This window comes from Acinetobacter sp. L-24 (assembly GCF_056857555.1).
The window spans coordinates 25,214-50,528 of the sequence record NZ_JBSXNI010000025.1 but is presented as its reverse complement, the minus strand read 5'-3'; the positions used below and the strand labels follow the sequence as shown (position 1 = coordinate 50,528).

19 protein-coding genes and 10 pseudogenes are annotated in these 25,315 nt (G+C 41.7%); 13 read left to right on the top strand and 16 right to left on the bottom strand.

Annotated features, from left to right (window positions below):
- Positions 1 to 340 precede the first annotated feature (340 nt).
- On the bottom strand, positions 341 to 1,240 hold the full coding sequence (locus AC13CK_RS02205; protein ID WP_004779974.1) for a LysR family transcriptional regulator: 900 nt from the start codon (positions 1,238 to 1,240) through the stop codon (positions 341 to 343).
- Positions 1,241 to 1,341: 101 nt separating this feature from the next.
- Between AC13CK_RS02205 and AC13CK_RS02200 the strand changes: the two genes are divergently transcribed.
- The 8 genes and pseudogenes from AC13CK_RS02200 to AC13CK_RS02165 form a co-directional block, all read left to right on the top strand.
- Complete coding sequence (locus AC13CK_RS02200) at positions 1,342 to 1,785, top strand: CidA/LrgA family protein (protein ID WP_034706843.1); 444 nt, start codon at positions 1,342 to 1,344, stop codon at positions 1,783 to 1,785.
- Positions 1,786 to 1,787: 2 nt separating this feature from the next.
- Complete coding sequence (locus tag AC13CK_RS02195; protein ID WP_482830911.1) at positions 1,788 to 2,471, top strand: LrgB family protein; 684 nt, start codon at positions 1,788 to 1,790, stop codon at positions 2,469 to 2,471.
- Positions 2,472 to 2,709: 238 nt separating this feature from the next.
- Positions 2,710 to 2,871 (top strand): annotated as a pseudogene (locus tag AC13CK_RS02190) (IS1/IS1595 family N-terminal zinc-binding domain-containing protein); the annotation flags it as partial.
- A 29-nt stretch (positions 2,872 to 2,900) separates the two neighbouring features.
- Positions 2,901 to 3,482, top strand: a pseudogene (locus tag AC13CK_RS02185) (IS3 family transposase); the annotation flags it as partial.
- Positions 3,483 to 3,589: 107 nt separating this feature from the next.
- Positions 3,590 to 4,018: an IS66-like element accessory protein TnpA gene (tnpA, locus tag AC13CK_RS02180; protein ID WP_005108355.1), complete on the top strand. Its 429-nt coding sequence runs from the start codon at positions 3,590 to 3,592 to the stop codon at positions 4,016 to 4,018.
- A complete protein-coding gene (tnpB, locus tag AC13CK_RS02175; RefSeq protein ID WP_482830910.1) occupies positions 4,015 to 4,386 on the top strand; it encodes an IS66 family insertion sequence element accessory protein TnpB in 372 nt (123 codons plus the stop codon). The genes tnpA and tnpB overlap by 4 nt, the downstream gene beginning before the upstream one ends.
- Before the next feature lie 124 nt (positions 4,387 to 4,510).
- A pseudogene (gene tnpC, locus AC13CK_RS02170) lies at positions 4,511 to 5,665 on the top strand (IS66 family transposase).
- A 31-nt stretch (positions 5,666 to 5,696) separates the two neighbouring features.
- Positions 5,697 to 6,064: pseudogene (locus AC13CK_RS02165) on the top strand (HipA domain-containing protein); the annotation flags it as partial.
- 29 nt (positions 6,065 to 6,093) lie between these two features.
- On the opposite strand, the gene AC13CK_RS02160 reads toward AC13CK_RS02165, so the two are convergent.
- From AC13CK_RS02160 to fruB, 4 genes and pseudogenes are all read right to left on the bottom strand, one after another.
- On the bottom strand, positions 6,094 to 7,776 hold the full coding sequence (locus tag AC13CK_RS02160; protein WP_482830909.1) for a fructose-specific PTS transporter subunit EIIC: 1,683 nt from the start codon (positions 7,774 to 7,776) through the stop codon (positions 6,094 to 6,096).
- A gap of 4 nt (positions 7,777 to 7,780) precedes the next feature.
- Positions 7,781 to 8,713 carry a 1-phosphofructokinase gene (gene pfkB / locus AC13CK_RS02155; RefSeq protein ID WP_004647820.1) on the bottom strand — a complete coding sequence of 311 codons (933 nt, stop codon included), beginning with the start codon at positions 8,711 to 8,713 and terminating at the stop codon, positions 7,781 to 7,783.
- 7 nt (positions 8,714 to 8,720) lie between these two features.
- Positions 8,721 to 10,370, bottom strand: a pseudogene (gene ptsP / locus AC13CK_RS02150) (phosphoenolpyruvate--protein phosphotransferase); the annotation flags it as partial.
- Between the two features lie 86 nt (positions 10,371 to 10,456).
- Positions 10,457 to 11,585, bottom strand: a pseudogene (fruB, locus tag AC13CK_RS02145) (fused PTS fructose transporter subunit IIA/HPr protein); the annotation flags it as partial.
- Between the two features lie 328 nt (positions 11,586 to 11,913).
- Here fruB and AC13CK_RS02140 point away from each other — a divergent pair.
- Positions 11,914 to 12,063, top strand: a pseudogene (locus tag AC13CK_RS02140) (VF530 family DNA-binding protein); the annotation flags it as partial.
- 352 nt (positions 12,064 to 12,415) lie between these two features.
- Here AC13CK_RS02140 and lldD read toward each other — a convergent pair.
- The 4 genes from lldD to AC13CK_RS02120 all read right to left on the bottom strand — a co-directional run bounded on the left by lldD (position 12,416) and on the right by AC13CK_RS02120 (position 16,367).
- Complete coding sequence (gene lldD, locus AC13CK_RS02135) at positions 12,416 to 13,561, bottom strand: FMN-dependent L-lactate dehydrogenase LldD (RefSeq protein WP_004282143.1); 1,146 nt, start codon at positions 13,559 to 13,561, stop codon at positions 12,416 to 12,418.
- Between the two features lie 3 nt (positions 13,562 to 13,564).
- A complete protein-coding gene (lldR, locus tag AC13CK_RS02130; RefSeq protein WP_004282146.1) occupies positions 13,565 to 14,308 on the bottom strand; it encodes a transcriptional regulator LldR in 744 nt (247 codons plus the stop codon).
- Between the two features lie 17 nt (positions 14,309 to 14,325).
- Positions 14,326 to 15,990 (bottom strand): L-lactate permease, encoded by a 1,665-nt coding sequence (gene lldP / locus AC13CK_RS02125; RefSeq protein WP_482830908.1) that lies wholly within the window; start codon positions 15,988 to 15,990, stop codon positions 14,326 to 14,328.
- Positions 15,991 to 16,214: 224 nt separating this feature from the next.
- The gene (locus AC13CK_RS02120; protein WP_370940781.1) at positions 16,215 to 16,367 is read right to left on the bottom strand and encodes a hypothetical protein; all 153 of its coding nucleotides are present in this window, start codon (positions 16,365 to 16,367) and stop codon (positions 16,215 to 16,217) included.
- Between the two features lie 288 nt (positions 16,368 to 16,655).
- Between AC13CK_RS02120 and AC13CK_RS02115 the strand changes: the two genes are divergently transcribed.
- Together AC13CK_RS02115 and AC13CK_RS02110 are read left to right on the top strand one after the other, a co-directional pair.
- Positions 16,656 to 16,889, top strand: coding sequence for a hypothetical protein (locus AC13CK_RS02115; RefSeq protein ID WP_228738685.1), 234 nt, complete (start codon positions 16,656 to 16,658; stop codon positions 16,887 to 16,889).
- 189 nt (positions 16,890 to 17,078) lie between these two features.
- Complete coding sequence (locus AC13CK_RS02110; protein ID WP_086044954.1) at positions 17,079 to 17,420, top strand: histidine kinase dimerization/phospho-acceptor domain-containing protein; 342 nt, start codon at positions 17,079 to 17,081, stop codon at positions 17,418 to 17,420.
- A 421-nt stretch (positions 17,421 to 17,841) separates the two neighbouring features.
- On the opposite strand, the gene bioD is transcribed toward AC13CK_RS02110, so the two are convergent.
- The 7 genes and pseudogenes from bioD to AC13CK_RS02075 all read right to left on the bottom strand — a co-directional run.
- A complete protein-coding gene (gene bioD / locus AC13CK_RS02105; RefSeq protein ID WP_482830907.1) occupies positions 17,842 to 18,507 on the bottom strand; it encodes a dethiobiotin synthase in 666 nt (221 codons plus the stop codon).
- Positions 18,504 to 19,289 (bottom strand): malonyl-ACP O-methyltransferase BioC, encoded by a 786-nt coding sequence (gene bioC / locus AC13CK_RS02100; protein WP_114541438.1) that lies wholly within the window; start codon positions 19,287 to 19,289, stop codon positions 18,504 to 18,506. Before bioC ends, bioD begins: the two co-directional genes overlap by 4 nt.
- Positions 19,256 to 20,425, bottom strand: coding sequence for an 8-amino-7-oxononanoate synthase (locus AC13CK_RS02095; RefSeq protein WP_004647805.1), 1,170 nt, complete (start codon positions 20,423 to 20,425; stop codon positions 19,256 to 19,258). Before AC13CK_RS02095 ends, bioC begins: the two co-directional genes overlap by 34 nt.
- Positions 20,422 to 21,702: an adenosylmethionine--8-amino-7-oxononanoate transaminase gene (gene bioA / locus AC13CK_RS02090; protein WP_044112459.1), complete on the bottom strand. Its 1,281-nt coding sequence runs from the start codon at positions 21,700 to 21,702 to the stop codon at positions 20,422 to 20,424. Before bioA ends, AC13CK_RS02095 begins: the two co-directional genes overlap by 4 nt.
- A gap of 88 nt (positions 21,703 to 21,790) precedes the next feature.
- Positions 21,791 to 22,501, bottom strand: a complete 711-nt coding sequence (locus tag AC13CK_RS02085) for an alpha/beta hydrolase family protein (RefSeq protein WP_482830906.1) — start codon at positions 22,499 to 22,501, stop codon at positions 21,791 to 21,793.
- A 66-nt stretch (positions 22,502 to 22,567) separates the two neighbouring features.
- On the bottom strand, positions 22,568 to 23,557 hold the full coding sequence (gene bioB, locus AC13CK_RS02080) for a biotin synthase BioB (RefSeq protein WP_004812090.1): 990 nt from the start codon (positions 23,555 to 23,557) through the stop codon (positions 22,568 to 22,570).
- Positions 23,558 to 23,704: 147 nt separating this feature from the next.
- Positions 23,705 to 24,313, bottom strand: a pseudogene (locus AC13CK_RS02075) (IS982 family transposase); the annotation flags it as partial.
- On the opposite strand from AC13CK_RS02075, the pseudogene AC13CK_RS02070 reads away from it, so the two are divergent.
- Positions 24,302 to 24,833: pseudogene (locus tag AC13CK_RS02070) on the top strand (TolC family protein); the annotation flags it as partial. The pseudogenes AC13CK_RS02075 and AC13CK_RS02070 sit on opposite strands and share 12 nt — an antisense overlap.
- Positions 24,823 to 25,233: pseudogene (locus AC13CK_RS02065) on the top strand (transposase); the annotation flags it as partial. The pseudogenes AC13CK_RS02070 and AC13CK_RS02065, both read left to right, overlap by 11 nt.
- Positions 25,234 to 25,315: the final 82 nt, after the last annotated feature.

Here is a 25,315-nt window from a genome sequence, read left to right as displayed (position 1 = left end):
TAATAAAAATAGACTATGTGACTAGAAATAACAACAATAAGATTATTTGATTGAAAAATTTTATCTAAACGTCATCTAGTTCTCTTTTTTCACAGTACCTACTCATTCATATAAATGCTCTTAAAAATCCTATAAGTTCATGAACTAATTTTTATAAATTTCTATTATTTTTCTTCAAAATATTGAAATTAATAAATATATTGTAAAAATAATTTATAAACTAGATTTTAGGTAAACATAAGTTAAATGGACCTAAATTCCTTAATGCGATAGAACCGATGAATTAAACAGCCAAAACTGATTGTAACGACAATCAAAAACTGGTTGTAAAAGCATTGAACTAAAAGTGAATTTTCTGTTTATGATCTTTTACAATATTTAGCCATGCTCTAGTTGCAGGACTCATTGCTATAGTCGTATTCCAGGCCATACTTAAAGTCCAATTTAAACCTGGATTTTCCAATACGGCAGTGTTGAATTTTTCCTGATCTAATTGCTGGCAATATATTTGAGGAAGTAATGCGATTCCCATATTTGATTCAACCATTTTTGCGATAAAGTCCCATTGACTGCTTTTACAGACAACTTTAGGTTCAAAACCTACTGTATTTGCTGCTTTAATAATCATACTATTCAAAGTAAAGGTATCAGAAAATAATAGAAAGGATTCTTCTTTTAATTCGATCAAATTTACAGTTTTCCTATTTCTCCACTGTGAATCTTTTATGGATAGTAAGCACATAGCTGAATCAACAACTGGGATTGACGCAAAAGTCGGTCGAAAATTACCAAGTAAAATACCAACATCAATACGTTTATCTGCAATTGCTTCCTCAATACTATTTGAGCCTACCTCTAAAAAACTAAGCTGTATATCCGGATGTTGCTTATGAAATAAGGCAATAAGTGAACTAAATAAGACAGAACCTAATGGTGGTAAACCTAAAGTCAGTTTACCCTTTTTAAGTAACTTAACTTGCTCAATCGTGTTATATATTTTTTCATGTTCTGACAGTATGTTTAATGCATGCTGATAAATCAGTTCGCCTGTATAAGTCAGTACGACTTCACGTTTTCTTCCTGCTTCACCTTTTTTAAATAGTGCTGTTCCCAACTCTTCTTCTAAGCTTTTAATGATCTTGCTTAAAGTCGGTTGCGTCATAAACAAGCGTACTGCAGCTAAACTAAAACTCTGACTATTAACAGTTTCAACAAAAATTTTAAGTGATTTTAGATCCATAAATTATTCCAATATAGAATAATATTTATAAAATTATTCATTATTTCGCATATGTACAGCATATAAAATTACCTTATCTTCAAAATCAAGCTGTGATATTAATGCCTGTACAAATCGAACATCCGACCCGATTCAAATATATCAGTAAAATCATTTTGCAAATCAGTTTATTACTTGCTTTCTGGTGGATTGGCAGCATACTTCAATCCTTATTTAAACTTCCAGTATCTGGTGCAGTGATCGGGCTTTTTATTGTTTTAACAGGTTTATTGACTGGATTTTTTAAACTTGAATGGATCAAGAGTGGCTCCGATTTTATTTTGGGTGAATTGGTTTTATTCTTTATTCCCTGTTTTGTTGGACTAATTAAATATAAACATCTTTTTTTAACAGAAGGCTGGCAATTAATATTTGCTGTTATTCTGGGCACCATTTGTGTCATGGTGGTTACAGCATATAGTGTACATCTTGGCTTTCAGTTTGAAAATAAAATCAAGAATAATCGCTCCCAATCTCTGCGTAATATAGATCAGGATGGAAAATAATCATGACTTTAATCGCCATTGTTTGTCTGATTTCAACTTTACTTTTTTATACTGTCGTAAAAAAAATCCATCAAAAATATCCTTATCTGATTTTATCACCAGCGATACTACCCCCTATCCTTCTGATTATTTTAATCTTATCTTTGAATATATCCTATGATACGTATATGCAAGATAACCAATGGATTGTCTGGATGTTAGGCCCTGCAACAGTCGCCTTTGCCATTCCAATTTATGAATACCGTGAAATAATCAAAACACATCTACTTTCTATCAGTATGGGCGTGGTGATAGGGATGCTAGCAGGAATGATCAGTTCATTTTATTTGGCTAAGCTGTTTAATTTTGATCAGTCAACGACCTATAGCTTAATGGCGCGTTCCATTTCTACACCTTTTGCAATGGAGTTGAGCAGTCATATAGGTGGCTCTGTCGAACTGGTTATTTTGTTTACCATGATTACTGGTGTTATAGGTATGATCATTGGTGATATTGTGCTAGCCGCCTTACCGTTAAAATCTCATTTTGTCATGGGTGCATCTTTGGGCAACGCAGCACATGGATTTGGAACGACTAAAGCCTATAGTCGTGATAAAGAAGAAGGGGTGATTGCCAGCTTAACAATGGTACTTGCTGGTATTTTTATGGTTTTGGTAGGTCCTTATCTGGTTCATCTGCTTGTATAGTTTGGTTCTGTCGTATTAAGGAATTTAGCTACATTCAAGATAGTGGTGATTATATGAATGCAAAAATGCGAGCTTATACCTCCCATTTTAGTCTTTAATTCACTTTTTCGCTTCGTCATAAACTATGCTATCAGCTCGTTTTCTAACGGTGTTCAGCAAGATAACTACCTAATCATCTTCGGTGGTGTTTCAAAAAGTATGCTGAAAAAAACAGGTTGGCTTTTGATAAGATAGTGAGATGCAAATAACACTAGAAATCAAATGTCCAACCTGTCTAAGTGACGGTGTAAAGAAAAATGGCCTCAAACTATATGGCAAGCAAAACTATCAATGCAAAAACTGCAAGCGTCAGTTTATTGGTGATCATGCTCTTAGTTATCGAGGTTGTCATTCTGGTATAAATTGTAGTGTTCCGATGAAAGAACCCAAATATACCCTGAAGAATTCAAAATTGAAGCAGTAAAGCAAGTTACTGAGAAAGGTCATAGTGTAGCTGAAGTTGCTGCACGTTTAGGGACCACCACCCATAGTCTGTATGCCTGGATTAAACGTTATGATCCACAGCAACCCAGGACAACAGAGTTTAATGACCCAAGTTCAGAGTTAGCAAAGTTGAAAAAAAGAGCTGCAAAGGGTTACAGAAGAAAGAGACATCTTAAAAAAGGCCGCGGTGTACTTCGCAAGCCAGTCCAAATGAGGTACGCCTTTATTCAGGACAACCAGCATATATGGCCTGTTCGTCGTTTATGTTCAACTTTAGATGTTCATCACAGTGGTTATTACGCATGGTTAAAGCAACCCACCAGTAAAACTGCCAAGAAACGGCAACAGCTTTCAGGACTGATTAAACAGTTCTGGTTGGAATCTGGCGGAGTCTATGGTTATCGCAAGATTCACTGTGATTTGAAAGATGTTGGCGAAAGTTGCGGGATCAATCGGGTACATCGGCCCATGAAGGCGAATGGTCTCAAATCACAGCGTGGCTATCGCAAACCTAGAACTCATGCAGGTACTACTCCAGCTGTCGTTGCTGCAAAGTAAGCGTCCGCTGAATCCCACTTTTTCTAACTCATTAATACCGCGATAGTGTCCACTAAATTTTAAGTGGACACCTATTTATGGATTTAAAGACAGTTATAGACAGCACACCAACGCTAAAAAAGCCTCGTCGAACCTTCACGGCTGAATTTAAACATCAACTTATTCAGCAATGCCAGCAGCCAGATACATCAGTGGCCAAGGTCGCAATGCAACATCAGATCAATGCCAATCTGTTGCATAAATGGATTCGTCAATCCAGATCAATACCCCCTGCATTAACAACCCCATCTAGTCCACAGACTGACTTTCTTCCAGTCATGCTTCACCCGACTCCAGCCAAACAAGACGCACCTCCGCTATCTGTGCCGGAGAAGAATACTGTCGCTCATATCAGAATTCCACTGCATCAGAAACAATGTTCTGCAAGAGATCAGGTGATCGAAATCGAATGGCCAGTGGAATCGGCCAAGGAGTTGCTGCTTTTACTTCAGGGCTTGATCAAATGATCCGTATCGATGAAATCTGGCTCTCTACCCAGCCGATGGACATGCGTGCGGGTATGGATACGGCTATGGCACAGATCATGAAAGCCTTTGGCTCGATCAAACCGCATTGCGCCTACCTGTTCTGTAATAAACGTGGCCATCGTATGAAAGTGCTGGTGCATGATGGGCTGGGCATCTGGCTATGTGCCCGACGGCTGGAACAGGGAAAATTCCACTGGGCTAAAGTTCACCAAGATGAAACCGTGACCCTCAGCCCGGAGCAGTTACAAGCACTGATCCACGGTTTAACTTGGCAAAGAATCGGTCTGCAGCAAGTGGTAACAATGCTCTTAATCGAACTCATCCATTCTGCTATTCTCCAAACATGATCTCAACCATACTGCAGTCATGAAAATGCTGCCTGATTTAAACCAACTGACCCATGAACACCTGCTGGAATTTATCCGACAGTTGGCGCTGCAGCATCAGTCTTTAGCATAATCAAAACAACAACTGGAACAATCAAATCAGCAATTAGATTCTAAAGTTAAATCTCTCTCTAATCTCAATCAAAAATACGAGCATGAACTTTTGCAGTTTAAACGGCATAAGTTCGCCCAGAAGAATGAATACTTAACGGCCAAACAAATCCACCTCTGGGATGAAGCGGTTGAAGAAGATATTGCCGCGGTTGATCTGGAACTGGAACGGCTGAATGCAGCTAAAACCGATGCAGCGACACAGAAAGCCCCAGCCAACAAACCTAAACGTCGACCGCTACCTGATCATCTACTCACTCTGCGTATTGAGCACGAACCTGCCTCAACGCAATGCAGCTGTGACAGCTTGTACTGCAGCAACAGGTGCTGCATGCCGATGAAACACCGGTCACCATCATGCAGATGGGTGAGAATGAGAAAAAACACGAAGAAAGGTTATGTCTGGGCCTATGCCACCACACAGTACAATCCACTTCAGGTGGTGATCTATGACTTTCAGGATAAGCATGCTGAAGAGTTCCTGAAAGACTGGCAAGGCCATCTGGTCTGTGATGATTATGGTGGTTATAAAGCACGCTTTAAATCAGGCCAGATCATTGAGGTGGGCTGCATGGCCCATGCACATCTTAAATTCCATGAACTGCATGTGACCGGGAAAAGTCAGGTCGCTGAACAAGCATTAGTGATGATTCAGAAACTGTATGCCATAGAAGCAGAACTCAGGAAAAAGACCGATGGTACAGCGCAACACCGTCGCGAATACCGGCAACAACATAGCCAATCGGTGATGCAACAACTATATGAATGGCTCAACCAACATTATCTGACGGTGCCGTCGAGTTCTCCAATCGCCAAGGCGATCAATTACACTCTGAAGCGTTGGCCAGCTTTAAGTCGCTATTTGGATGATAGCAATCTACCGATTTGCAACAATTGGGTCGAAAATCAAATGCGTCCCTGGGCATTGGGACGCAAGGACTGGTTGTTTGCTGGCTCGCTACGCAGTGGTCAGCGAGCTGCGAATGTCATGACCCTGATTCAGTCAGCAAAGCTGAATGGGCTAGATCCGTATGCCTATTTAAGTGATGTGCTGAAAAGGTTGCCGACACATAAAGTGACCCAGATTGAAGAATTACTGCCACACCGCTGGAAACCCAACTCAAATTAAAAAATAGCGATGGGGTTCAGCGGACGCTTACGCTGTTTTCAATGTAGTATTCAATAATCGAGATGATCATTGCAAAAACTTTTCATTTCTGATGTCCCAAAATGGGCAATGGAAACTCGCCCCTGCCTATGATGTTACTTTCTGTGAAGGACCAGGGGGATATCATCAAATGGATATCATGGGTAAGGCACTGGATATTCCTCGACAAGCTCTTGTGAAACTTGGTACTCAGGAAGCGGAACTTTGTGTCCAAGAAGTCGATGAAATTATTGGCTCGATTTGTAAGGTTGCAATCCGATTCAGCAATATCGCTCATGACCTATTACCTGGACAAATTCAAGCAGAGACTCTCCAACTGGTCCAAAATAGGATTGAGCAAATATTCATTTATTGCACTAAATAGCTTTCACAAAGCTTCTATGAAGGGCTTATTCTAACCGTTGTTTTATCACGGCATAAGCTACACCAGTCACCACACTTCCAATCGCAATCGCCAATAAATATTTTAATGGATAATTCATCGCATTCGGAATGATCAGTACCATTACACCGCCATGAGGAGTGACTAGTTCACATTTAAATAATGCAACCAAAGCCCCAGTTACAGCACCACCTGCGATCGCGCATGGAAGCACTCGAATCGGGTCTTTGGCAGCAAACGGAATAGCCCCTTCCGAGATGAAGCATAGGCCCAGAACTACAGCAGCCTTCCCTGCATCTTGCTCAGGTTTGGAAAATTTATGCTTTGCCAGAAAAGTTGCAATTGCCATACCCAATGGCGGTACCATACCCGCAGCCATGGTAATCGCCATCGGTCCGTATGTTTGTGACGTAAGTAAGCCCACCGTAAAGGCATAAGCCGCTTTATTTATTGGCCCCCCAACATCAATACACATCATACTCCCAAGGATAATCCCCATGATCATGGCATTGGTCGTCCCCATATTGGCAAGGAAGTGTGTGAGTAATTCAAACAATTGTGCAACAGGTTGTCCAACCACATAAATCATGATTAAACCAACAGCTAAACTGGCCAATAGTGGAATAATCAAAATTGGTTTTAATGCTTCTAGGCTACTTGGGAGTTTAAGCTGTTTCGATAAAAATAACGCAATATAACCTGCAATAAAACCTGCAACTAATCCACCGAGAAAGCCTGCCTCTAATTGTGTTGCAAGTAAACCGCCAATCAAACCTGGAGTTAAACCCGGACGATCCGCAATAGAATAAGCAATGTAACCTGCCAGCATAGGTACCATAAGAGTAAATGCTGCAGCACCTATTTGCTTTAAGGATGCGGCAAAGCTTCCTTCAACAGGATTGAGGCCAAACATAAACGAGATGGCAATGATCAAACCGCCCGCCACCACCATCGGCAGCATGAAAGACACCCCTGTTAAAAGGTGTTTATAAATTCCAGTTTTTTCTTTGTTTTCATTTTCTGTCTTAGTGGCTGTTTGCTTACCCGTTTCAAGCACTTTGGCTTCAGCAATTGCGTTTGCAAAAGTCTTATCCGTTTGCTTAAGGGCAAATCCTGTACTGCAGCGATATACGCGTTTGCCTACAAAGCGATCTGTATTGACCTCAATATCCGTTGCTAAGATCACCACATCTGCTTTGGCAATACTTTCTGCCGATAAAACATTTTTAGCCCCAACCGATCCTTGGGTTTCAACATCAATCTGATAACCGTGCTTTACTGCACCTTGTTGTAAGGCTTCGGCCGCCATAAACGTATGCGCAACACCAGTTGGACATGCTGTAATGGCGACAAAGCGTGTAACCCCTACATTGGCTGCAATAGTTTCATCTAAAGCATCTGAATGCTCAAGAACTTGTTGCAAAAGCATGATCGCATCGTGTTGCGCGTTATTCAAACCAATGACTTTCACAACCTTGTCACGCAGTTGAGTCGCATCTGCCGACTTCTGTCCAACAAAAACAACCGTATCAATAACATTTGATAAATCGAGATGCTCAACTGATGTCGCCACATCATTGGAAATACCAAGTGCTGTTGCTGCTTTGGACAGTTTTTTGGCCAAAATCACTGCATTAATCGGCTGCTCGGGACTATGTGGCACAAATAAAATATGTTTTATCTCTTGCATCGTATTAACTCAATGATTGGACTGAGATTTGCGATTTCAAATCTTCAATAACAGCAAAGTCTGGAAGGGCAAACCCAATTTGGGTCACAGCATTGCTCGCAATTGCGGTTGCTGTTTTCAATGTTTCTTCTGGGGAAGTTGAACTCAACAAGCCATGAATCATACCTGCCAGCAAGGAATCTCCCGCACCCACCGTACTTTGGACGGTGACCTTCGGTGCAGTAGCATGCAGGGTTTGCGTGCGGTGAAGCCAGTTCACCCCGTTTTCACCCATCGAGACCACAATATGTTCGATCTGACTATTTAAACTGGCAAAAAGATGCTGCTGTTCTGCAAACGTTTCTGCTGGCAAATGGTAGGTTTCTGTCAACTCATCTGTATTAGGCTTAATCAACCAAGGATGGGCAGCAATTGCTGCTTTCAACGCAACACCACTGGTATCTACTGCGACTTTTTTACCCGCAGACTGTAACCATAGAATCAGTGTCGAAAGCTCTTCTGCAGAAAAACCTTGTGGCAAACTGCCAGCAATCACAATCACATCAACCTCTAAAATCAGTTGAGATAGACGTTCACATAGTTGTTGTTTTGCTGAGGTATCTACAAAAAAGCCCTTGCCATTGATGTCAGTCATCTGACCAGAAGCTTCTGCAACTTTAATGTTTTGTCGTGTTTGACCTGCAACATAAATAAATTGGTTATCAAATTGCTCTTGCTGGATATGATGGTCAAAAATTTGACGGTTTTCTTGCCCCAAAAAGCCACTCACAATCAGTTCATGTCCCAAATCCTTAAGGACCTGTGCCACGTTTAAGCCCTTACCTGCTGCATGGCTTTGGGCTGTTAACTGACGATTGACCTCGCCAACTTTTAGTTGATCCAATTGCACGGTGAGGTCAATTGCAGGATTTAGAGTAATGCTTAATATCTTAGCCATTCGGTAATTACTCCACCAATGCACGTACGGCAGACGCACTGTCACAACTTAAGGCTTGCTGTGCGACCTGTTGGCAATTTATATAGTTCAAACCACGAATTTGCGCCTTCACCAATGGAATACTGGTACTCGACATACTCAACTCATCCACGCCCAAGCCTATCAATACAGGCACAGCTTTTGGATCAGCAGCCAATTCACCACAAATGCCCACCCATTTACCATGCTGATGTGCTGCCCGAACAGTTTGATCAATCAATAGCAAAATACTCGGATGTAAGCCATCAGCTTCGGCAGACAATAGTGGATGACCACGGTCAATCGCCAGAGTATATTGAGTCAAGTCATTGGTTCCAATACTAAAAAAATCAACTTCTTGAGCAAGAATTGGAGCCAACAATGCTGCCGCAGGAACCTCAATCATAATACCGACTTGTAAGTTTTCACATGGATGCTGTATGCGAACCTCATCCAAAATTGCTTTTGCTGCTCGCCATTCTTCAACCCGCCCAATCATAGGAAACATAATTCTTAATAGGCGATTATCCGCTGCTTTAAGTAAAGCAACCAATTGTTGACGTAGCAGCTCTGGCTTACGTAAAGTCAGACGAATACCACGTAAGCCCAAGAATGGATTTTCTTCCTTTTCAATAGGCAAATACGGCAAAGGTTTGTCCCCGCCCACATCAAGTGTACGTACCACCAATGGACGACCCGCCAAAGCATCTAACACCACCCGATAATCGGCTTCTTGTGTAGCCTCATCAGGCGCACTGCTGTGTGACATAAAGACCAATTCTGTGCGTAGCAAACCAATTGCTTCTGCCCCATCGGCCACAGCCTGTATCGTAGCGCCCACTTTGCCAATATTGGCTGCGATTTCAACTTGATGTTGATCCAGTGTCATGGCAGGTTCTAAACAATGCTGTTCCGCTTGTTCTCGCAACTCACGCTGGCGTTGGCGCTCTGCAATGGCATGATCAATCTGACTTTGCTCGGGTGAGACCACATACTCACCAGTATCCCCATTAATTAGTACTGTGGCATGGTTCTCAATATTTAAAACAGCTACACCCGCACCTACGACTGCTGGAATAGCCAGAGCACGTGCCACAATAGCACTATGGGCACTCGCTCCACCAACCGCGGTCAAAATGCCTGCAACACGATCTTTATTCAGACGCGCTACATCACTCGGGCCAACATCATGCATAATTAAGATATAAGGTTGCTCGGGTTCTGTGACATCGGCCACACCGCACAAAACAGCCAAAACTCGCTCACCAATATCCCTTAAATCAGCCGCACGCTCTGCAAGTAAACGATCGCTAAGTGCAGCCTGTGCGGTAGCAGCCACTTCAATATGATCATGCCAAGCTGCAGCAGCAGACAACCCCTGTTTTAAACCGCGTTGTACACTTTGGAGGAGGTCTGGATCATCCAGCATTTCCAAATGTGCCATGAAGATCTGCTTAATGGCAGTAGATTCAGTATGTGCAATGAATTGACGTAAGCTATTTTTCACCTGATGAAGCGCAATTTCAAGCTTTTCATTCTCAGCTTTAAAACTCTGTCCGCGACGTTCATAACTAAATTCATGTGGCTTCACCACATGTGCAGGACCAAAAGCAAGGCCAGTTGATGCCGCAATACCGCAGCTACCCGTATCGCCATGTGATTCAAAAGGCATTAATTCCAAAGTATTTACGACTGGGTCACTACTGCTGTGCTGATGAGATACAAGATCAACAGCTTCAACCTCTTCTCCTAAGCCCTGTTGAACTGCATCAATAATCTGTTCTAAGCCTGCTACAGCATCAGTATCAGGTTGTGCAATAAAAGTCAGAGTTTGACCACGGCGACATCCCATGGCTAATAATTTGGTTAAACTTTTTGCCGAAACGTAAGCCCCCTCATCTACAGCAACGAGAATATCCCCTGCAAATTTCTTGGTCATATTGACCAAGTGTGTCGCGGGACGCGCATGTAGACCATGAGCGTTAGCTAAGACAATACGACGAGATGGCCAATCAGGAATCAGTTCAGCACCAATTAACTGCGCCAACTGGTGACTATCTTGTTCTTGGTTAAGGGTATGAACTTGTTCAGTATCAAACAAAATATCCATTAACCGTTGAAACCGTTGCATATCCAGTTGCTCATTACTGGCAATACACACCAAAGTCTTGAGCATTTCCTGCTGATGGCTTAAAACCTGTTCCGCTTTTACCAAACTTACAGCTGGGCTCAAAACATGCTGGTTAGAAGTGATCGACCACACTCCCTCCCCTAAATGAATCATGCTGTTTAGGTTTAAACCCGACAGAAAACCACACTCCACCATTTTTTGCTGTTTCAGCAACTGTGTTGCCTGCCAAATCAAATCTTCTACATCAAGTGCGGGAACTTGAGTGGCGATTAAATTTTCATGCAATGCCAAAGATGCGGGTTGGGCTTGTAATAATGCAATAATTTGCTCTGCAGATTGAGCCTGTTTCACTTGATCAGCGACATCGTTAATTAAAGCCCGCGTCAAAATTTGTAAGACTTGCAAATGCTCATCTGATTTCGCAGCAATCACTACTGCTAAATAAATTTTATTTTCACCGTCCCAAACAACTCCTTCAGGAAAGTGCGCCAGACGAATCCCAGTTTTTAAAATAGATTGGCGAGACTGAGGCGTCCCATGCGGAATGGCAATTCCTTGTCCTAAATACGTTGCACTTTGTTGTTCGCGCCCGGTCAACCCATGAATATAATCAGGTGTAACCAATTGGTCTTCGACCAAGATATCGACTAGACATTGCAACGCTTGTGCTTTATCAGTGGCGTGTTGTTTCATTCGAATATGTTGTATATCTAGCGCGAGCATAAAGCGTCCTTGCAAAATAGCATAGTGAAAAGCTATGCCTTTTTACTGGAGAAAAAATAAAAGTCGAATTCTACTCAGGATTTACACAAAAATCTGTATATTTTGATTTTATCTTGATAATCATTATTACGACGCAATTAAGAAACGACGAGATTCTCCAAAGCCCAGTGTTGCGATAGTTGGGTTTAGTTCTAATTGAACCGCTCTATCTCTGATCTCAGGGGTATATTTAGGTTTTTCATCGGATCACTACGCTTCGCTACGTCTTGCGAAGCAATGCGTCTCATCTCAGAAAGTTTGGTCTCCGACAAACGCGGTACGGTTCAGTTTAAGTCGTAAAATTGAAGTTAGATGTTTTTGCATAGATCCAAGTGTTAAATCATCATTGCGATTCTTGCGTACCACACCCTAGGCACGTGAAAAAGTAGAAAGCTTATATTTGTACGTGTTACGTCAAAAAGCAAAACAGAAACCGTAGCCCCAGGCAACACCCCTCTCATCATAAAATTATACCAGTCAGTAAAAACCTTTAGATTAAGCATATGTATGTTGGTTATTATTGTTGATTATCACAATAAATTAATGCCCAAAAATCAAATTACCCCACCCTACATTAAATTACACCACACAAAATAAAAACTCTATATAACTGTTATATATAGAGTTTACTAACATACCAATTATGTTATTTAGTGTATTTTATGTTGGTGACTCTTGCCAAGGTTGGTTTTTTTCAAAAGGAAGCTTTGTTTACCCAAATTATTTAGATAAGAATCTCTTTTTCCAAAGGAAAGTTGGCAAAGCCTTAGTAATGTGAGTAATTAAATCGCTTACTCTTTCTCTAGTTTGACCAGGCAATCCGATGTAATATCTGCAATGGTTCTTGCACCAGTCAATGTCATTGCCACACGCATTTCTTTCTCAATCAAATCTAGTAAATTACTTACCCCAGAACCGCCGGCAGCACCAAGTGCGTATACAAATGCACGACCAAGCATACAAATATCTGCACCCATAGCCAACATACGTACCACATCAAGACCGTTACGAATCCCTGAATCTGCTAAAATTTTGATGTCACCTTTGACCGCACTTGCGATTGAAGGAAGCGCACGAGCAGAAGACAAAACACCATCAAGCTGACGACCACCGTGATTGGAGACCACAATTCCATCTGCTCCGAAACGTACTGCATCCTTGGCATCCTCAGGATCTAAAATCCCCTTAATAACCATGGGACCCTCCCAATAATCACGAATCCACTCAAGATCTTTCCAAGAAATTGAAGGGTCAAAGTTATTTCCCAGCCAACCGATATAATCTTCCAGACCTGTCGGCTTACCTAAATATTTCGAAATGTTACCCAAATCATGCGGACGCCCCAATAAACCGACATTCCAAGCCCAGTGTGGGTGCATACACGATTGCATATAACGACGTATTGCAGCATTTTTACCACTCATTCCTGAATGTGCATCACGATAACGCGCACCTGGAACAGGCATATCGACTGTGAATACTAAGGTAGAACAGCCTGCGGCTTTAGCACGTTCCAAGGCATTTTTCATAAAACCACGGTCACGTAGTACATACAGTTGAAACCACATCGGACGTTGAATCGCAGGTGCCACCTCTTCAATTGGACAAACAGAAACTGTTGATAAGGTAAATGGAATGCCCTTTTTATCTGCGGCAACCGCGGCTTGAACTTCGCCACGACGCGCATACATACCCGTTAGACCTACAGGTGACAATGCCACTGGCAACGCCAAATTTTCACCAAACAATTGCGTTTCTAAGCTCAGCTCAGACATGTCATTTAACACACGTTGACGTAAAGCGATTTTTGATAAATCGTCTACATTACGCTTTAAAGTATATTCCGCATAGGCACCACCATCGATGTATTCAAATAAAAATGGCGGTAAACGACGTTTCGCAGCTTCACGATAGTCATTTGCAGAAGAAATAATCATAACTTATGTCCTATTTAATCGACTCGAACGTTGACGACGAGCTTCTTCTTCATCGATCATACGTACGCGTTGAACAACAAATTCAATATGCCCACAAGCTGCCTTACGTGCAGTCTCTGAGTCTTGACGTTCAATTGCGTCCATCACCTCAAAATGCTGGTCATGCAATTGTTCAAAATGTTGTGGTGTGGTGTAAACTTTACGTCGCCCTAACATCACGTTGTCTTGCAATAAATCAAACAAACTACGCATCATTTGGATCAGCACTAGATTGTGGGATGCTTCTGCAATCGCCAGATGAAAATTCGCATCCGCTATTGCTGCGTGGGCATCATCACCTAAAGCCTGAAAATGGCTAATCTGCTCAAAACATTGACGAATATTGATCAAATCACTGGGTGTGGCACGTTGTGCGGCATACCATGCTGTACCACCTTCAAGCACCATACGAGCTTCTTGTACATCAAAACGATATTCAGGATCCTGATCCATCAAACCGGATAATGGCTCAACGATTTGATACTGTGACCAATGTGCAGGCAACTGCTTTAAATAGGTGCCTGCACCCGCTTTGCTCTGAATAATCCCTGCGGTAATCAGTTGTTGAATCGCCTCACGTAAAGAGCTACGAGACACACCTAACTGTTCACAGAGTTGGCGTTCAGCAGGCAATCGCTCTCCGACTTGCACATTATTTTTTTCAATCAATAGACGTAAACGCTGTACCACTTTGTCGGAGACTTTCATTTTTTTCCTTGACCCGTTTACGGAATCATCCACGGGAAAACATAAGCTTGTAAGGTCACAATAATACCAATCATCACCGTAAAGATAATGCTGTGTTTTACTGTAAATCTAAATAAATCAGATTCTTTACCAACTAAACCCACTGCTGCACAAGCAATCGCGATTGATTGAGGGGAAATCATCTTACCTGTTACTCCACCACTGGTATTGGCAGCAACTAACAAGACTTCAGGCACACCGATTTGCTGTGCTGTAGTTGCTTGTAACGCTGAAAACAATGCGTTAGCTGAAGTATCTGAACCTGTAAGAAACACTCCAACCCAACCCAAGAATGGTGAGAAGAACGTGAAAGCCTGACCCGTATGTGCCAGTGCTAAAGCAAGCGTCGCTGACAGACCTGAATAGTTTGCAATGAACGCAAAAGCCAGTACCATACCAATCGAATAAATTGGGGTTTTTAGTTCATTCACGGTTTCAAAGAATGTCGAAACTGCCTCTTTAGGTTTCATGTTTAAATAAATAATCGTGATCAATGCCGCCAATATAATCGCCGTACCCGTTGCTGATAACCAATCAAACTTATAAATCGCATCATAATCTTTAATTTCAGGCACGACAGGTGGTAGCTTTTGAATCAATTGATGCAAATACGGCACTTTAATTGAAACTACTAAATCACTTAATGGGCCGTCCTTAACAAATAAATCTTTAAAAGGTTTGATGCTCCAGATCGTCACCATTGCTGTAAGTATCAGAAATGGAGACCAGGCTTTGGCTATCTGTGCCACACTATATTGTTTACGAGCTTGCTTGATAATAGTTTCATCTACCTGTATATTTTTGTCCTCAAAAAGAAAAATATGTTTTGGTTTCCAATACTTAAGCAAGATAGTTAAACTGATTAATGATGCAATTGCAGCAGTGATATCGGGTAACTCAGGCCCAACAAAATTTGATGTTAGATATTGCGCTAAAGAAAAAGATAAGCTGGCAACTAAAATAGCAGGCCAAGTTTCTTTAACCCCACGCCAACCATCCATGATTGCCATGATCCAGATCAATACAATTGGCACCATAAAGGGTAACTGACGACCAACCATTTGACTGATTTCCATGGTGTCAACACCTGAAACCTGCCCAGCGACAATGATCGGAATTCCCATTGCACCAAAAGCAACAGGTGCAGTATTAACTATCAGGCATAGCCCAGCCGCATATAAAGGCTTAAAGCCGAGTCCCACCAACAGTGCCGCAGTAATTGCGACGGGCGCACCAAAACCTGCCGCACCTTCTAAAAACGTACCAAAAGCAAACCCAACTAATAGCATTTGCAGACGTTGATCTTCTGTAATTGACAGAATAGACGAACGAATAACATCAAACTGTCCTGTTTTTACTGAAATCTTATATATAAAAACTGCACCGATAATAATCCATGCAATTGGCCACAGGCCGTAGAAGAATCCATAGACCATTGATGCTAATGCCATTCCAATTGGCATTTTGTATAAAAATAATGAGACCAGAAAGGCTAAAAAAACGGTAATTGTAGCGGCTATACTACCCTTCATGCGAAAAATAGCTAACGCTAAAAAAAAGAAAATAATTGGAACTAGCGCAATAGCACTCGAAATCCAGATATTGCCTATAGGATCATAAATTTGTTGCCACTGTTGAAGCATTGTCTACTCCTTGAAATGCTTAACTACTAGATTGAACAGTTTATTGTACTTAAACACTAAATTGGTATGACCAATTTAGTGTTTAAGAGATAAAATGTGCATTTTGTATTGGCGATATTAGTAATATTAGCCCAAAAACACAATATAAAAGATTTAATTTATTTTTTGGTATGACCAATTTTTATAATCTCTTAAAATTTTATATATTAGATTTCTTTCATAATTCACTTTTTACTCAGCTCAAAATTATAGATTCCCACAATTAAATTAAATCTTAATCCTAGTCTTTTGCCAGGGTTGCGATATCGCTCGGCAAGGATTTTGAAGGTTTTCAAAGTTCCAAATACCTGTTCAATTCCAATTCTTCTTTTATTGATTTCTTGGTTATAAAGTTTTAGCTCGAGATCTGGTTTTTAGTGCTTTTTTGCTTTTAATGGCCATAAACTATTTGGATACAATGTATAAATCCCTTGATAGCCTTTATTTGCAAGAGGCTTTGTTGCACAAACCTACCACTGAAAGCTTCTTAGGGAATATAATTTCTAAATGAAGAGGTCTGCACCCAAGATCTATCGTACAACCAGTTGATCTACCTACAATAAAGCCTTGCTCAGTCAAGGAAATACATCAATTTGGTTTGATTCAGCCATCCAATGGTCGCTCGATTGACTCAACAACTGCCGATGCAAAACTTGGATGAAAATGTACTAGCCCAACAACTTCATTCCACCAATCAAGAGCAGTTGATTGCCTATAAAGTGTCTTTATTTGACTCTGACGTCAGTGTCGTTCAGCATGTGGTAGCAAAAACCCGAGGTGCACCGAAAGATTTAAGCCACCAAGTAGTTGGCTTTAGTACAAAGCAACAAGGTGAGGCTCAGTTATGTGTTACGTCGTGAGGATATTCAAGTGGTGGCAGCAGAGCGGATGTTCCTACGTGGATAATTGCTCAAAAAGATTTTATAATCGGTATTAATACCAATAATTTTGTCTTTATTGCTATGTATAGACTTAATCGTTTTGATTATTCGTCGAGAGCTTAAAGCCTTAGATGAAGTTTCAACCTTTTAAGTCAGCCAAATTTATCAGTGAATGATGCTACTCACTATTTAAAAACCTTAGATGCCAAAGTAATGCCTTCCAAGGTACAGTCCTTTGCCCAAAACTCTAAGCACTTAATACATAAACTGCATCAAAATCCGGAAAATGAAAAAGTATTTAGTTCATACGCCGCCCATGAATTGCGTAGTCCTTTAACCGCGATCAAAACTCATATTCAGCTTGCACAACTGATGGCAGAACAACAGGCAAGCTCGCCCAAATTGCAACAGAGCTTGCAGCAGGTACACCTTGGTATCCGCCGATGTACCCAGCTACTGGAACAGCTTCTAGCACTTTCCTCTACCGATCAAGTACTGAGTGATATGTAGTACAGTATTGAAATTGCACGGCTCCTGACTCAGGTGATTGCCGATTTACAGTCGCTTTATCCGGAAATTGAACCCAGTTTAACAATTGACTGACCGAGCCTGACCCGAATTGCCCTACCCGATTTTGAACTAGATACCGTCTTTAAAAACCTACTTAACAATGCTCTATTGCAGGCACAGGCAAACACCATTTCAATTGCTATGCTGCATGTGTGCTGATCATTCATAATGATAATCAAAGGTTGAAGATATGCATACTTGGGACAGCGTTTCTGGCATAAATCTCCCTAGCAAAATGGGCATGGGCTAGACTTATATTTGATGAAAATGGTGTTAAACAAATATGGCTATCAGATTCAATTTACAGTGGCGCAACCTCAATATTTAAGCATTCACATCAGCCTCGCTGCAAGCGGATCACTTACTTATGAGAAGACAGGGCTAAATTTAAAGCTGGAATATCAACCCATGTCGTATCAGCAAAATCACGCTGCAAATACTGTTTTAAATAAGCAATGGTATCTTCAGCGATCAAGGGATCTTTGGAGTTATCTGCATGATTAAAAGCAATGGCATATAATTGAACCCCGCGGAGTTTTAACAACTCAAGACTCAGCAAGGTATGATTAATACTACCCAAACGCCCTGAAGTGACCAGAATCACCGGATAATTATGTGTCTGAATATAATCAATAGTTAGGAACTCTTCGGTTAAGGGCACCATTAGACCACCTGCACCTTCCAGCAAAATACAGTCATAGTCCGCAGCCAGCTGTTCGGTGGCCTGCTGAATCTGTTCAAAATTAATGGCTCGCCCATCTAGACGCGCAGCAAGATGCGGTGAAGCCGGATACGTAAAAATTTCCGGCATGGTCAGTTTTTGCTGGTCTTCCGGTAACAATCCACAACCCATAATTGCACGATGCTGTTCGATATCTTCTGATATATCGACATTTCCGGTCTGGATCAGCTTTTGGGTTATAGTACGAATACCCTGCTCATTCCAAATTTTGGCCAAGAAACCAGTAGTAAAGGTTTTACCAATTGCGGTATCAATGCCGCTGACAAAATAAATCTGTGCGCTCATGCTGTCTTCCGTGCAATGACATAAATCGGATGATAAGTAAGTACATACTGTTTGCTTTTAGGATCTTGGAATTGTTGATAGCCGGTATAAAAATCCTGTAATGACGATTTTGTCCACCGAAACCCCTGTGCCGTCGCCTGCACACCAGTGGCTTTGATATGCTGTAACACCTGTTTCGGATGCTCAAAATATAAGGTCATCTGTTTTTCTATCTGCAGCAGAATGTCAAAGCCTAAGGATTGGAGCAGTTCACAGACCTTTGCTAAAGGCAGATAATCCAAGCCCTGTCCGGTCAGTGCCTTAATTTCCTTTAAATTATTGTCAGTATAACTGGCAAAACACAGATGCCCAGAGGGATTTAAGGCCTGCGCAATGTTGAGCAATAATGCTTTTAAATCCGAGATCCATTGCAATGCAGAACAAGACAACACCATGTCCAGAGACTGAGGCAGTGGCAAGGTTTCAATATTACCAATCTCCCACAAAAGCCGATTAGATTCCGGGAAGTGCTGCTTCACTTCGACATATAGGTCATTTAAAAATAAATGATCAAAGCTATAATGCTGCATAAAAAGCCGGGTAAACAATCCTGAACCGCAGCCAATTTCCAATACCCGTTGCAAATGTGGTTGTGCCACATGCTGCTGCATGAAATGCATCAACTCTGCAGCTACGGTACTTTGTACCAGCGCATGCTGTTCATAACTGAGATTTGCCTGAGCAAAACGCTGGGCAATCTGTTTGCTGTTCATCGCGGTAAATTCCTCAGCACCTGCAGACATGCGTCCAGCTCATCCGCAGAAATGTTCTGGTTCAGGGAAATTCTGAGTCTAGAGGTGTTGGCAGGAACCGTTGGCGGACGTACTGGCAGCACATAAAACCCCTGCTGTTGCATAATTTCAGTCGCCTGAATGGTGCGTTTTGCCTCACCAATCAGTACCGGCACAATTTGCGAGGTTGACGGACAGTGATATCCCAAGTCTTGAATGCCCTGCTGACAGCGTACAGCCAATGCTGCCAAATGTACTCGTTCTGCCTGAAGCTGCTCTACCTTCTGAAAAATAAATCTAGTCCAGGCCATACATAGTGGCGGCTGGGCGGTACTAAAAATTAAAGGTCGCATGCTATTGATCAGATAGTCACGAATCACTGGCGCACAGACCAGATAACCACCAACTGAAGCCAAAGCCTTGCCAAAGGTACCGACTAGGAAATCAATTTGATCCAATACTTGATACTGTTCTGCGCAGCCCAATCCACGTTCACCGCGCACACCAATTGCATGTGCCTCATCGACATAAAGCATGACTTTTGCAAACTGCTGTTTTAATGCCACCAAAGCAGCTAAATCTGTTTCATCCCCATCCATACTGAAAATTGATTCAGTTACCACAATGATGCGCTGGATAGATTCATCTGACTGATATTTTTCTAAAAACTGAGTCAAATGCTGCAGGTCATTATGGCGGTAACGCACATAGCCAGCTTTAGATAAACGAATCCCGTCGATAATACTGGCATGTACCAGTTTGTCAGCAATGATCATGGTTTTAGCATTACTGAGCGCAGGAAGAATCCCGATATTCATGTGATAACCACTATTAAACAGCAGTACTGAACGTCCAAAAGCCTGTGACATCTGTGCTTCAAGTTGTTCAAAATTGGGAAAGTTTCCTGTCAGTAAACGTGAAGAGCTTGAACTCATATATCGCTCAGACATCGGCGTGAGGTCAAAAAATTCTTCACGTAGCGTTAAGTTGGATGCCAGACCTAAATAGTCATTGGATGCCAGATTCAGCATCTCTTGGCCATTGAGTTGCAATCGTGGCTGGCTAGAAATATTGGACTTAAACTGGCGATATTGCCCTTGCTGTTTCAAGTCATCTAGCTGCTGCTGGAAATGGTCAAGATGGTTCATGCTACTGCCTCTATCTGCTGAATCATCTCCCGCATATGCTTTAATAAAGTTTCAAGTTGCTGTGTTGAAATTACATATGGCGGCATGACATAGACCAGACGGCCAAAAGGACGAATCCAGACGCCACGGCATACACATTCAGCCTGAAAACGCGCCAAATCAATAGTTTGATGTAGCTCAACCACGCCAATTGCGCCGAGGACACGCACATCTTTGACTTGTGCCAAGGATTTTAAATCCAGTAAATATTGTTCTAGTGTCCTTTCAATTTGTTGAATACGCGTCTGCCAGTCTTGAGCCAGTAACAGCTGGGTACTTTTTAATGCGACCGCACAGGCCAACGGATTAGCCATAAAAGTTGGGCCATGCATGAACACACCCGCTTCACCACTTGAAATCGTCTCTGCTACATGGCGAGTGGTTAAGGTCGCTGACAAGGTCATATAACCACCAGTCAATGCCTTACCGATACACATAATGTCTGGTGTGACCTGAGCGTGTTCATAAGCAAATAGTTTTCCAGTGCGGCCAAAACCGGTGGCAATTTCATCTAAAATCAGCAGTACATCGTACTTTTCACACAACAACTTAGCTTGCTTTAAATATTCTGGATGATAGAAACGCATCCCGCCTGCACCTTGCACAATCGGCTCAATGATCATGGCAGCAATCTGTTGATGCTGCTGTACCAGCAGGTGCTCAAGTGGCTGTATATCTTCGGGTTGCCATGCCCCATCAAAACGGCTTTGAGGTGCCGGAACAAATAAACGATTCGGCAAACTCGAACCAAAAATTTGATGCATACCAGTTACAGGATCACAAACCGACATGGCATTCCAGGTGTCGCCATGATAGCCAGAGCGTGTGGTAACAAAGTTAGTTTTTTGTGGTTGCTGACGTGCATTCCAATATTGCACAGCCATTTTCAACGCCACCTCAACCGCGACCGAGCCGGAATCGGCAAAGAAAATTTTATCCAGTTCAGGCGCCGTGATCTCAAGTAGCAGTTTAGACACATCAATCGCAGGCTGATGAGTCAAACCACCAAACATGATATGTGACATCGACTCTAATTGTTTTGTTACGGCCTGATTGAGTTCAGAATGATTATAACCGTGAATTGTGCACCACCAGGACGACATGCCATCAATCAGCTCGGTACCATCTTCAAGTTCAATGACTGCACCATTTGCAGCTTTAACTTTGTAACATGGCAAGGGTTGTGTCATGGAGGTATAAGGATGCCAAATATGCTGTTGATCAAAAGCGTCCTGCACAGAATTTACCCCAATTATTAAAACTAAAACTGATCTTAGCGCGTTAAATCTGAAAATGAAACGTCAAGAGCTACCAATCTCTTTTTGCTTAAGCCAGATCGGCTAAAAATTTTAAAATTGGCTCAACGAGTAACTTGGCATCAAAAAGGATGGCATCGTGCGTGCCCTGTATTTTTACCAAATTCAGATTTTGGGTTGTTAAAAATACAGATTCTTGACTAACTTTGTAAGGAACCAACATATCATTCTCGGAAAATATAAATAGCATCTTGACTGAATGATTTTTTAAGATATCCACTAGATTTAATTGCTGCAACAGATAAAGATGCTTAACCTGATAGTTTAAATCAATACTATTTAACTGTTGGTGCAATAATTTTGCACGTTCACGCGCTGCTGCGCCAGCTAAAGTGACCAAGGTACAGAAGCGCTGCATCCCGCGTTTTGGATCAGCCAGTATGGAGGATTTAAATTGTGTATATTGTTCAACTGGCATCGCCTGTGGCCATGCTTCATTGGCCACGAAACAGGGATTTGACATACAGCAAATCACTGGCTTGGCAATTTTCAGTTGTTGCTGGATTTCATTAGCCAGCAAAAGTGCCAACTGTCCACCCAAAGACCACCCCATCAAGACATCAAACGAACTCGCCTGCCTGACTTTTTCGGCCAAAAGACTTTTTACGTTAGGATCGAAAATATCCCATACTTTAACTTGATGCTGCTGCCGCAACTGTTCTACAAACGGGGTTAAGACCGCTGTTCCTAGCCCCCAACCCGTAATCATCAGTATCTTCATTTTGTCTGTTCCAATAAAAAAGGGACCAATTCAAGTTGAAATGATCCCTGTTTGTTACACGATTAATTAAGCAGGTTGCATCGCATCTACAGCCAATTCTTTAGCTGTTTTCTTGGCAGCTTCAGCTTTTAAGCCTAATTTAGCAAACAAGGCTTTGTCTTTACCTTCACCACTGTTCGGGGCAGTAAGCAATTTATCACCTGAAAATAATGAGTTAGCTCCAGCCATAAATGCCAGTGCCTGATCAGAGTCAGAGAGAGATTCACGACCTGCCGACAAGCGGATATAACTCTTCGGCATAATAATCCGTGCTACCGCAATAGTACGAATCCAGTCAATCACATCCAGTTTTTCAACATCGGCCAGTGGTGTGCCTTCAATAGGAACCAGCATATTTATGGGCACCGAACCCGGGTGAATCGGCATAGTCGCTAGTTCAAATAACAAACCGACTCGGTCTTGTACGCCTTCGCCCAAGCCGACAATACCGCCACTACAGACATTAATTCCGGCATTACGCACATGATCAAGCGTATTTAAGCGGTCATCAAAGCTACGTGTACTGATGACATTGGCATAATATTCACGTGAGGTATCAAGGTTGTGGTTGTAATAATCTAGCCCTGCATCTTTCAGACGTTCCGCTTGTGAGGCATTCAGCATCCCTAGGGTCATACAGGTTTCCATGCCCAGTTTCTTGACTTCCTGCACCAGTTCCAGCACATACGGCATATCGCGTTCATGCGGGTTACGCCATGCTGCGCCCATGCAGAAACGGGTCGAACCGGAAGCTTTGGCCTGTTTGGCTTCAGCAATCGCCTTTTGTACTTCTACGCGTTTTTCAATTTCCAGATCAGTATCATAATGTGCAGATTGCGAACAGTATTTACAATCTTCCGGACAACGGCCCGTTTTAATTGAAAGCAGAGTACTGACCTGAACAGTATTCGGTTCAAAGTTTTGGCGATGAATTTGCTGTGCCTGAAACAGTAAATCCATTAAAGGCAAGTCATAAATTTCTTGTATTTCGGCACGTGACCAATCATTACGGATCATCTTGTCTGCATCATCTAAAATTCCATTGAGTAAATCATACGCTGTTTTTTTTATTTTTCTTTAGCGTTTTCTTTCATATTCATTGCCTGCTTAAAATAGCTTTAGTGTATCAAGCTATTTTGAAAGCTTATTTAACTCGAATCCTGCTTAAGCCGATGATTCCTTAATTTGAATTGTTGGCTTATTTTGATGAGTGAGTTGATATGCACATAGTGAGGCGTAAATTCCACTCAGAAACCCATGAAGACTACGTGCTTTACTCGTCACTAAATTGTATTGCCCCTTCAATAAACTGAATAATGTTTCTATCTTATTGCGTTGTCTTAGGTGATATTCATCTGATGCACAAAGTTGAATAGCCTGTATATTCTTCCGATGATAAGTAATTAAATCAATACCTTGATCTTTCAATCTAATTTTTAATTCTTGGCTGATGTAACCTCGATCCCCGTAAAGTTTTGCTTCTATACCAGCAACCAATTGCTCAACCATTTTTATATTAGCAACATGTCCATTCGATAAAGCAGAACAGGCAATTTCACCAAATTGATTCATCGCAATACGTAATTTACAGCCATAAAACCAGCCCATTGAGCTTCTACCATGTGATGCAATTTGGATTAATGATTTATGACGCTAAATACGTTGATTTTTACAAATTGGCAGAGTTGTTGAATCAATCCATAAATATTGTGTACCTTGGCCTTTCATCAGTGCCACATGTAAAGCATGTAGAGCTAATTCATGCATACCCAATTGGCTCAAGCCAATGTGAAAGCCCAGCAAGCGGCAAAAAAACCGAATGTTTTTTGCTTTTGGCGAATATAGTCTGGATCAAAATGAAAACTGGATTGTCGGAGTTGCCGCACGCTATAACCTGTTTTCCGGGATCGATAAAAACAAGAATATTCAGGCTGCCGAACTCAAACGCTCTGCTACAGAATTACTCACTGCACGCACCCAGCAAGAAATTGAAAATCTGATTTATAAATCTTATAGCGAAGCACTCAGTGCACAGCAAAATGATGCACTTCTGGCACAAAACTTGAAAGCCGCACAGGAAAATTTACGCATCCAAGAATTGTCTTTTAAAGAAGATATGGGCACCGCCACACAGGTCATCGATGCACAAAATATGCTGAGCGGACTACGAGCTGAAACTGCCTTGAATGCCTACAAATATGTGATGTCACTGGCCACCCTATTACAAAGCCATGGCTCGATTACAGAATTTCCGAACTACATTCAACATACCAATACCCACTATAGATGCTAAAACTCTTCAAATACGAGCAGTTCAGCTCACAACGAATAATGTGAGTGATTCACGAATCCTTGGGGAGTTACTTGATCAAATTCCGTTGGATGAACAGATTGATTCAGTTTATACAGACGAGGCTTATAACACCAAGCAATGCCGTCAAGTCATTGCAGACCGGTAAGCATATGCGGTAGTTCCCTCCAGAAAAAATGCAAAGCCTTAGAAAACTACAAAAGTTCATTCGCAAGAGCGAAATGAATTACTTCGAACCGTTAAATGTTTAGGCAGGACACTATGGAAGAAATGGTCAGGCGATCATCGGCGAAGTTTGGTCAAAACCAAAATGTATTGCATTAAATTATTAGGCGATAAATTAACGGAATTAGGTCGACCTCATACCCAAGTTGTCACTTGAATTCGAGTAACTTAGAAAAGATCTATCTCTGAAGCCTTTATGCAACAAAGTCACTCCAGATTGAGGATTTGAAAATTTATAG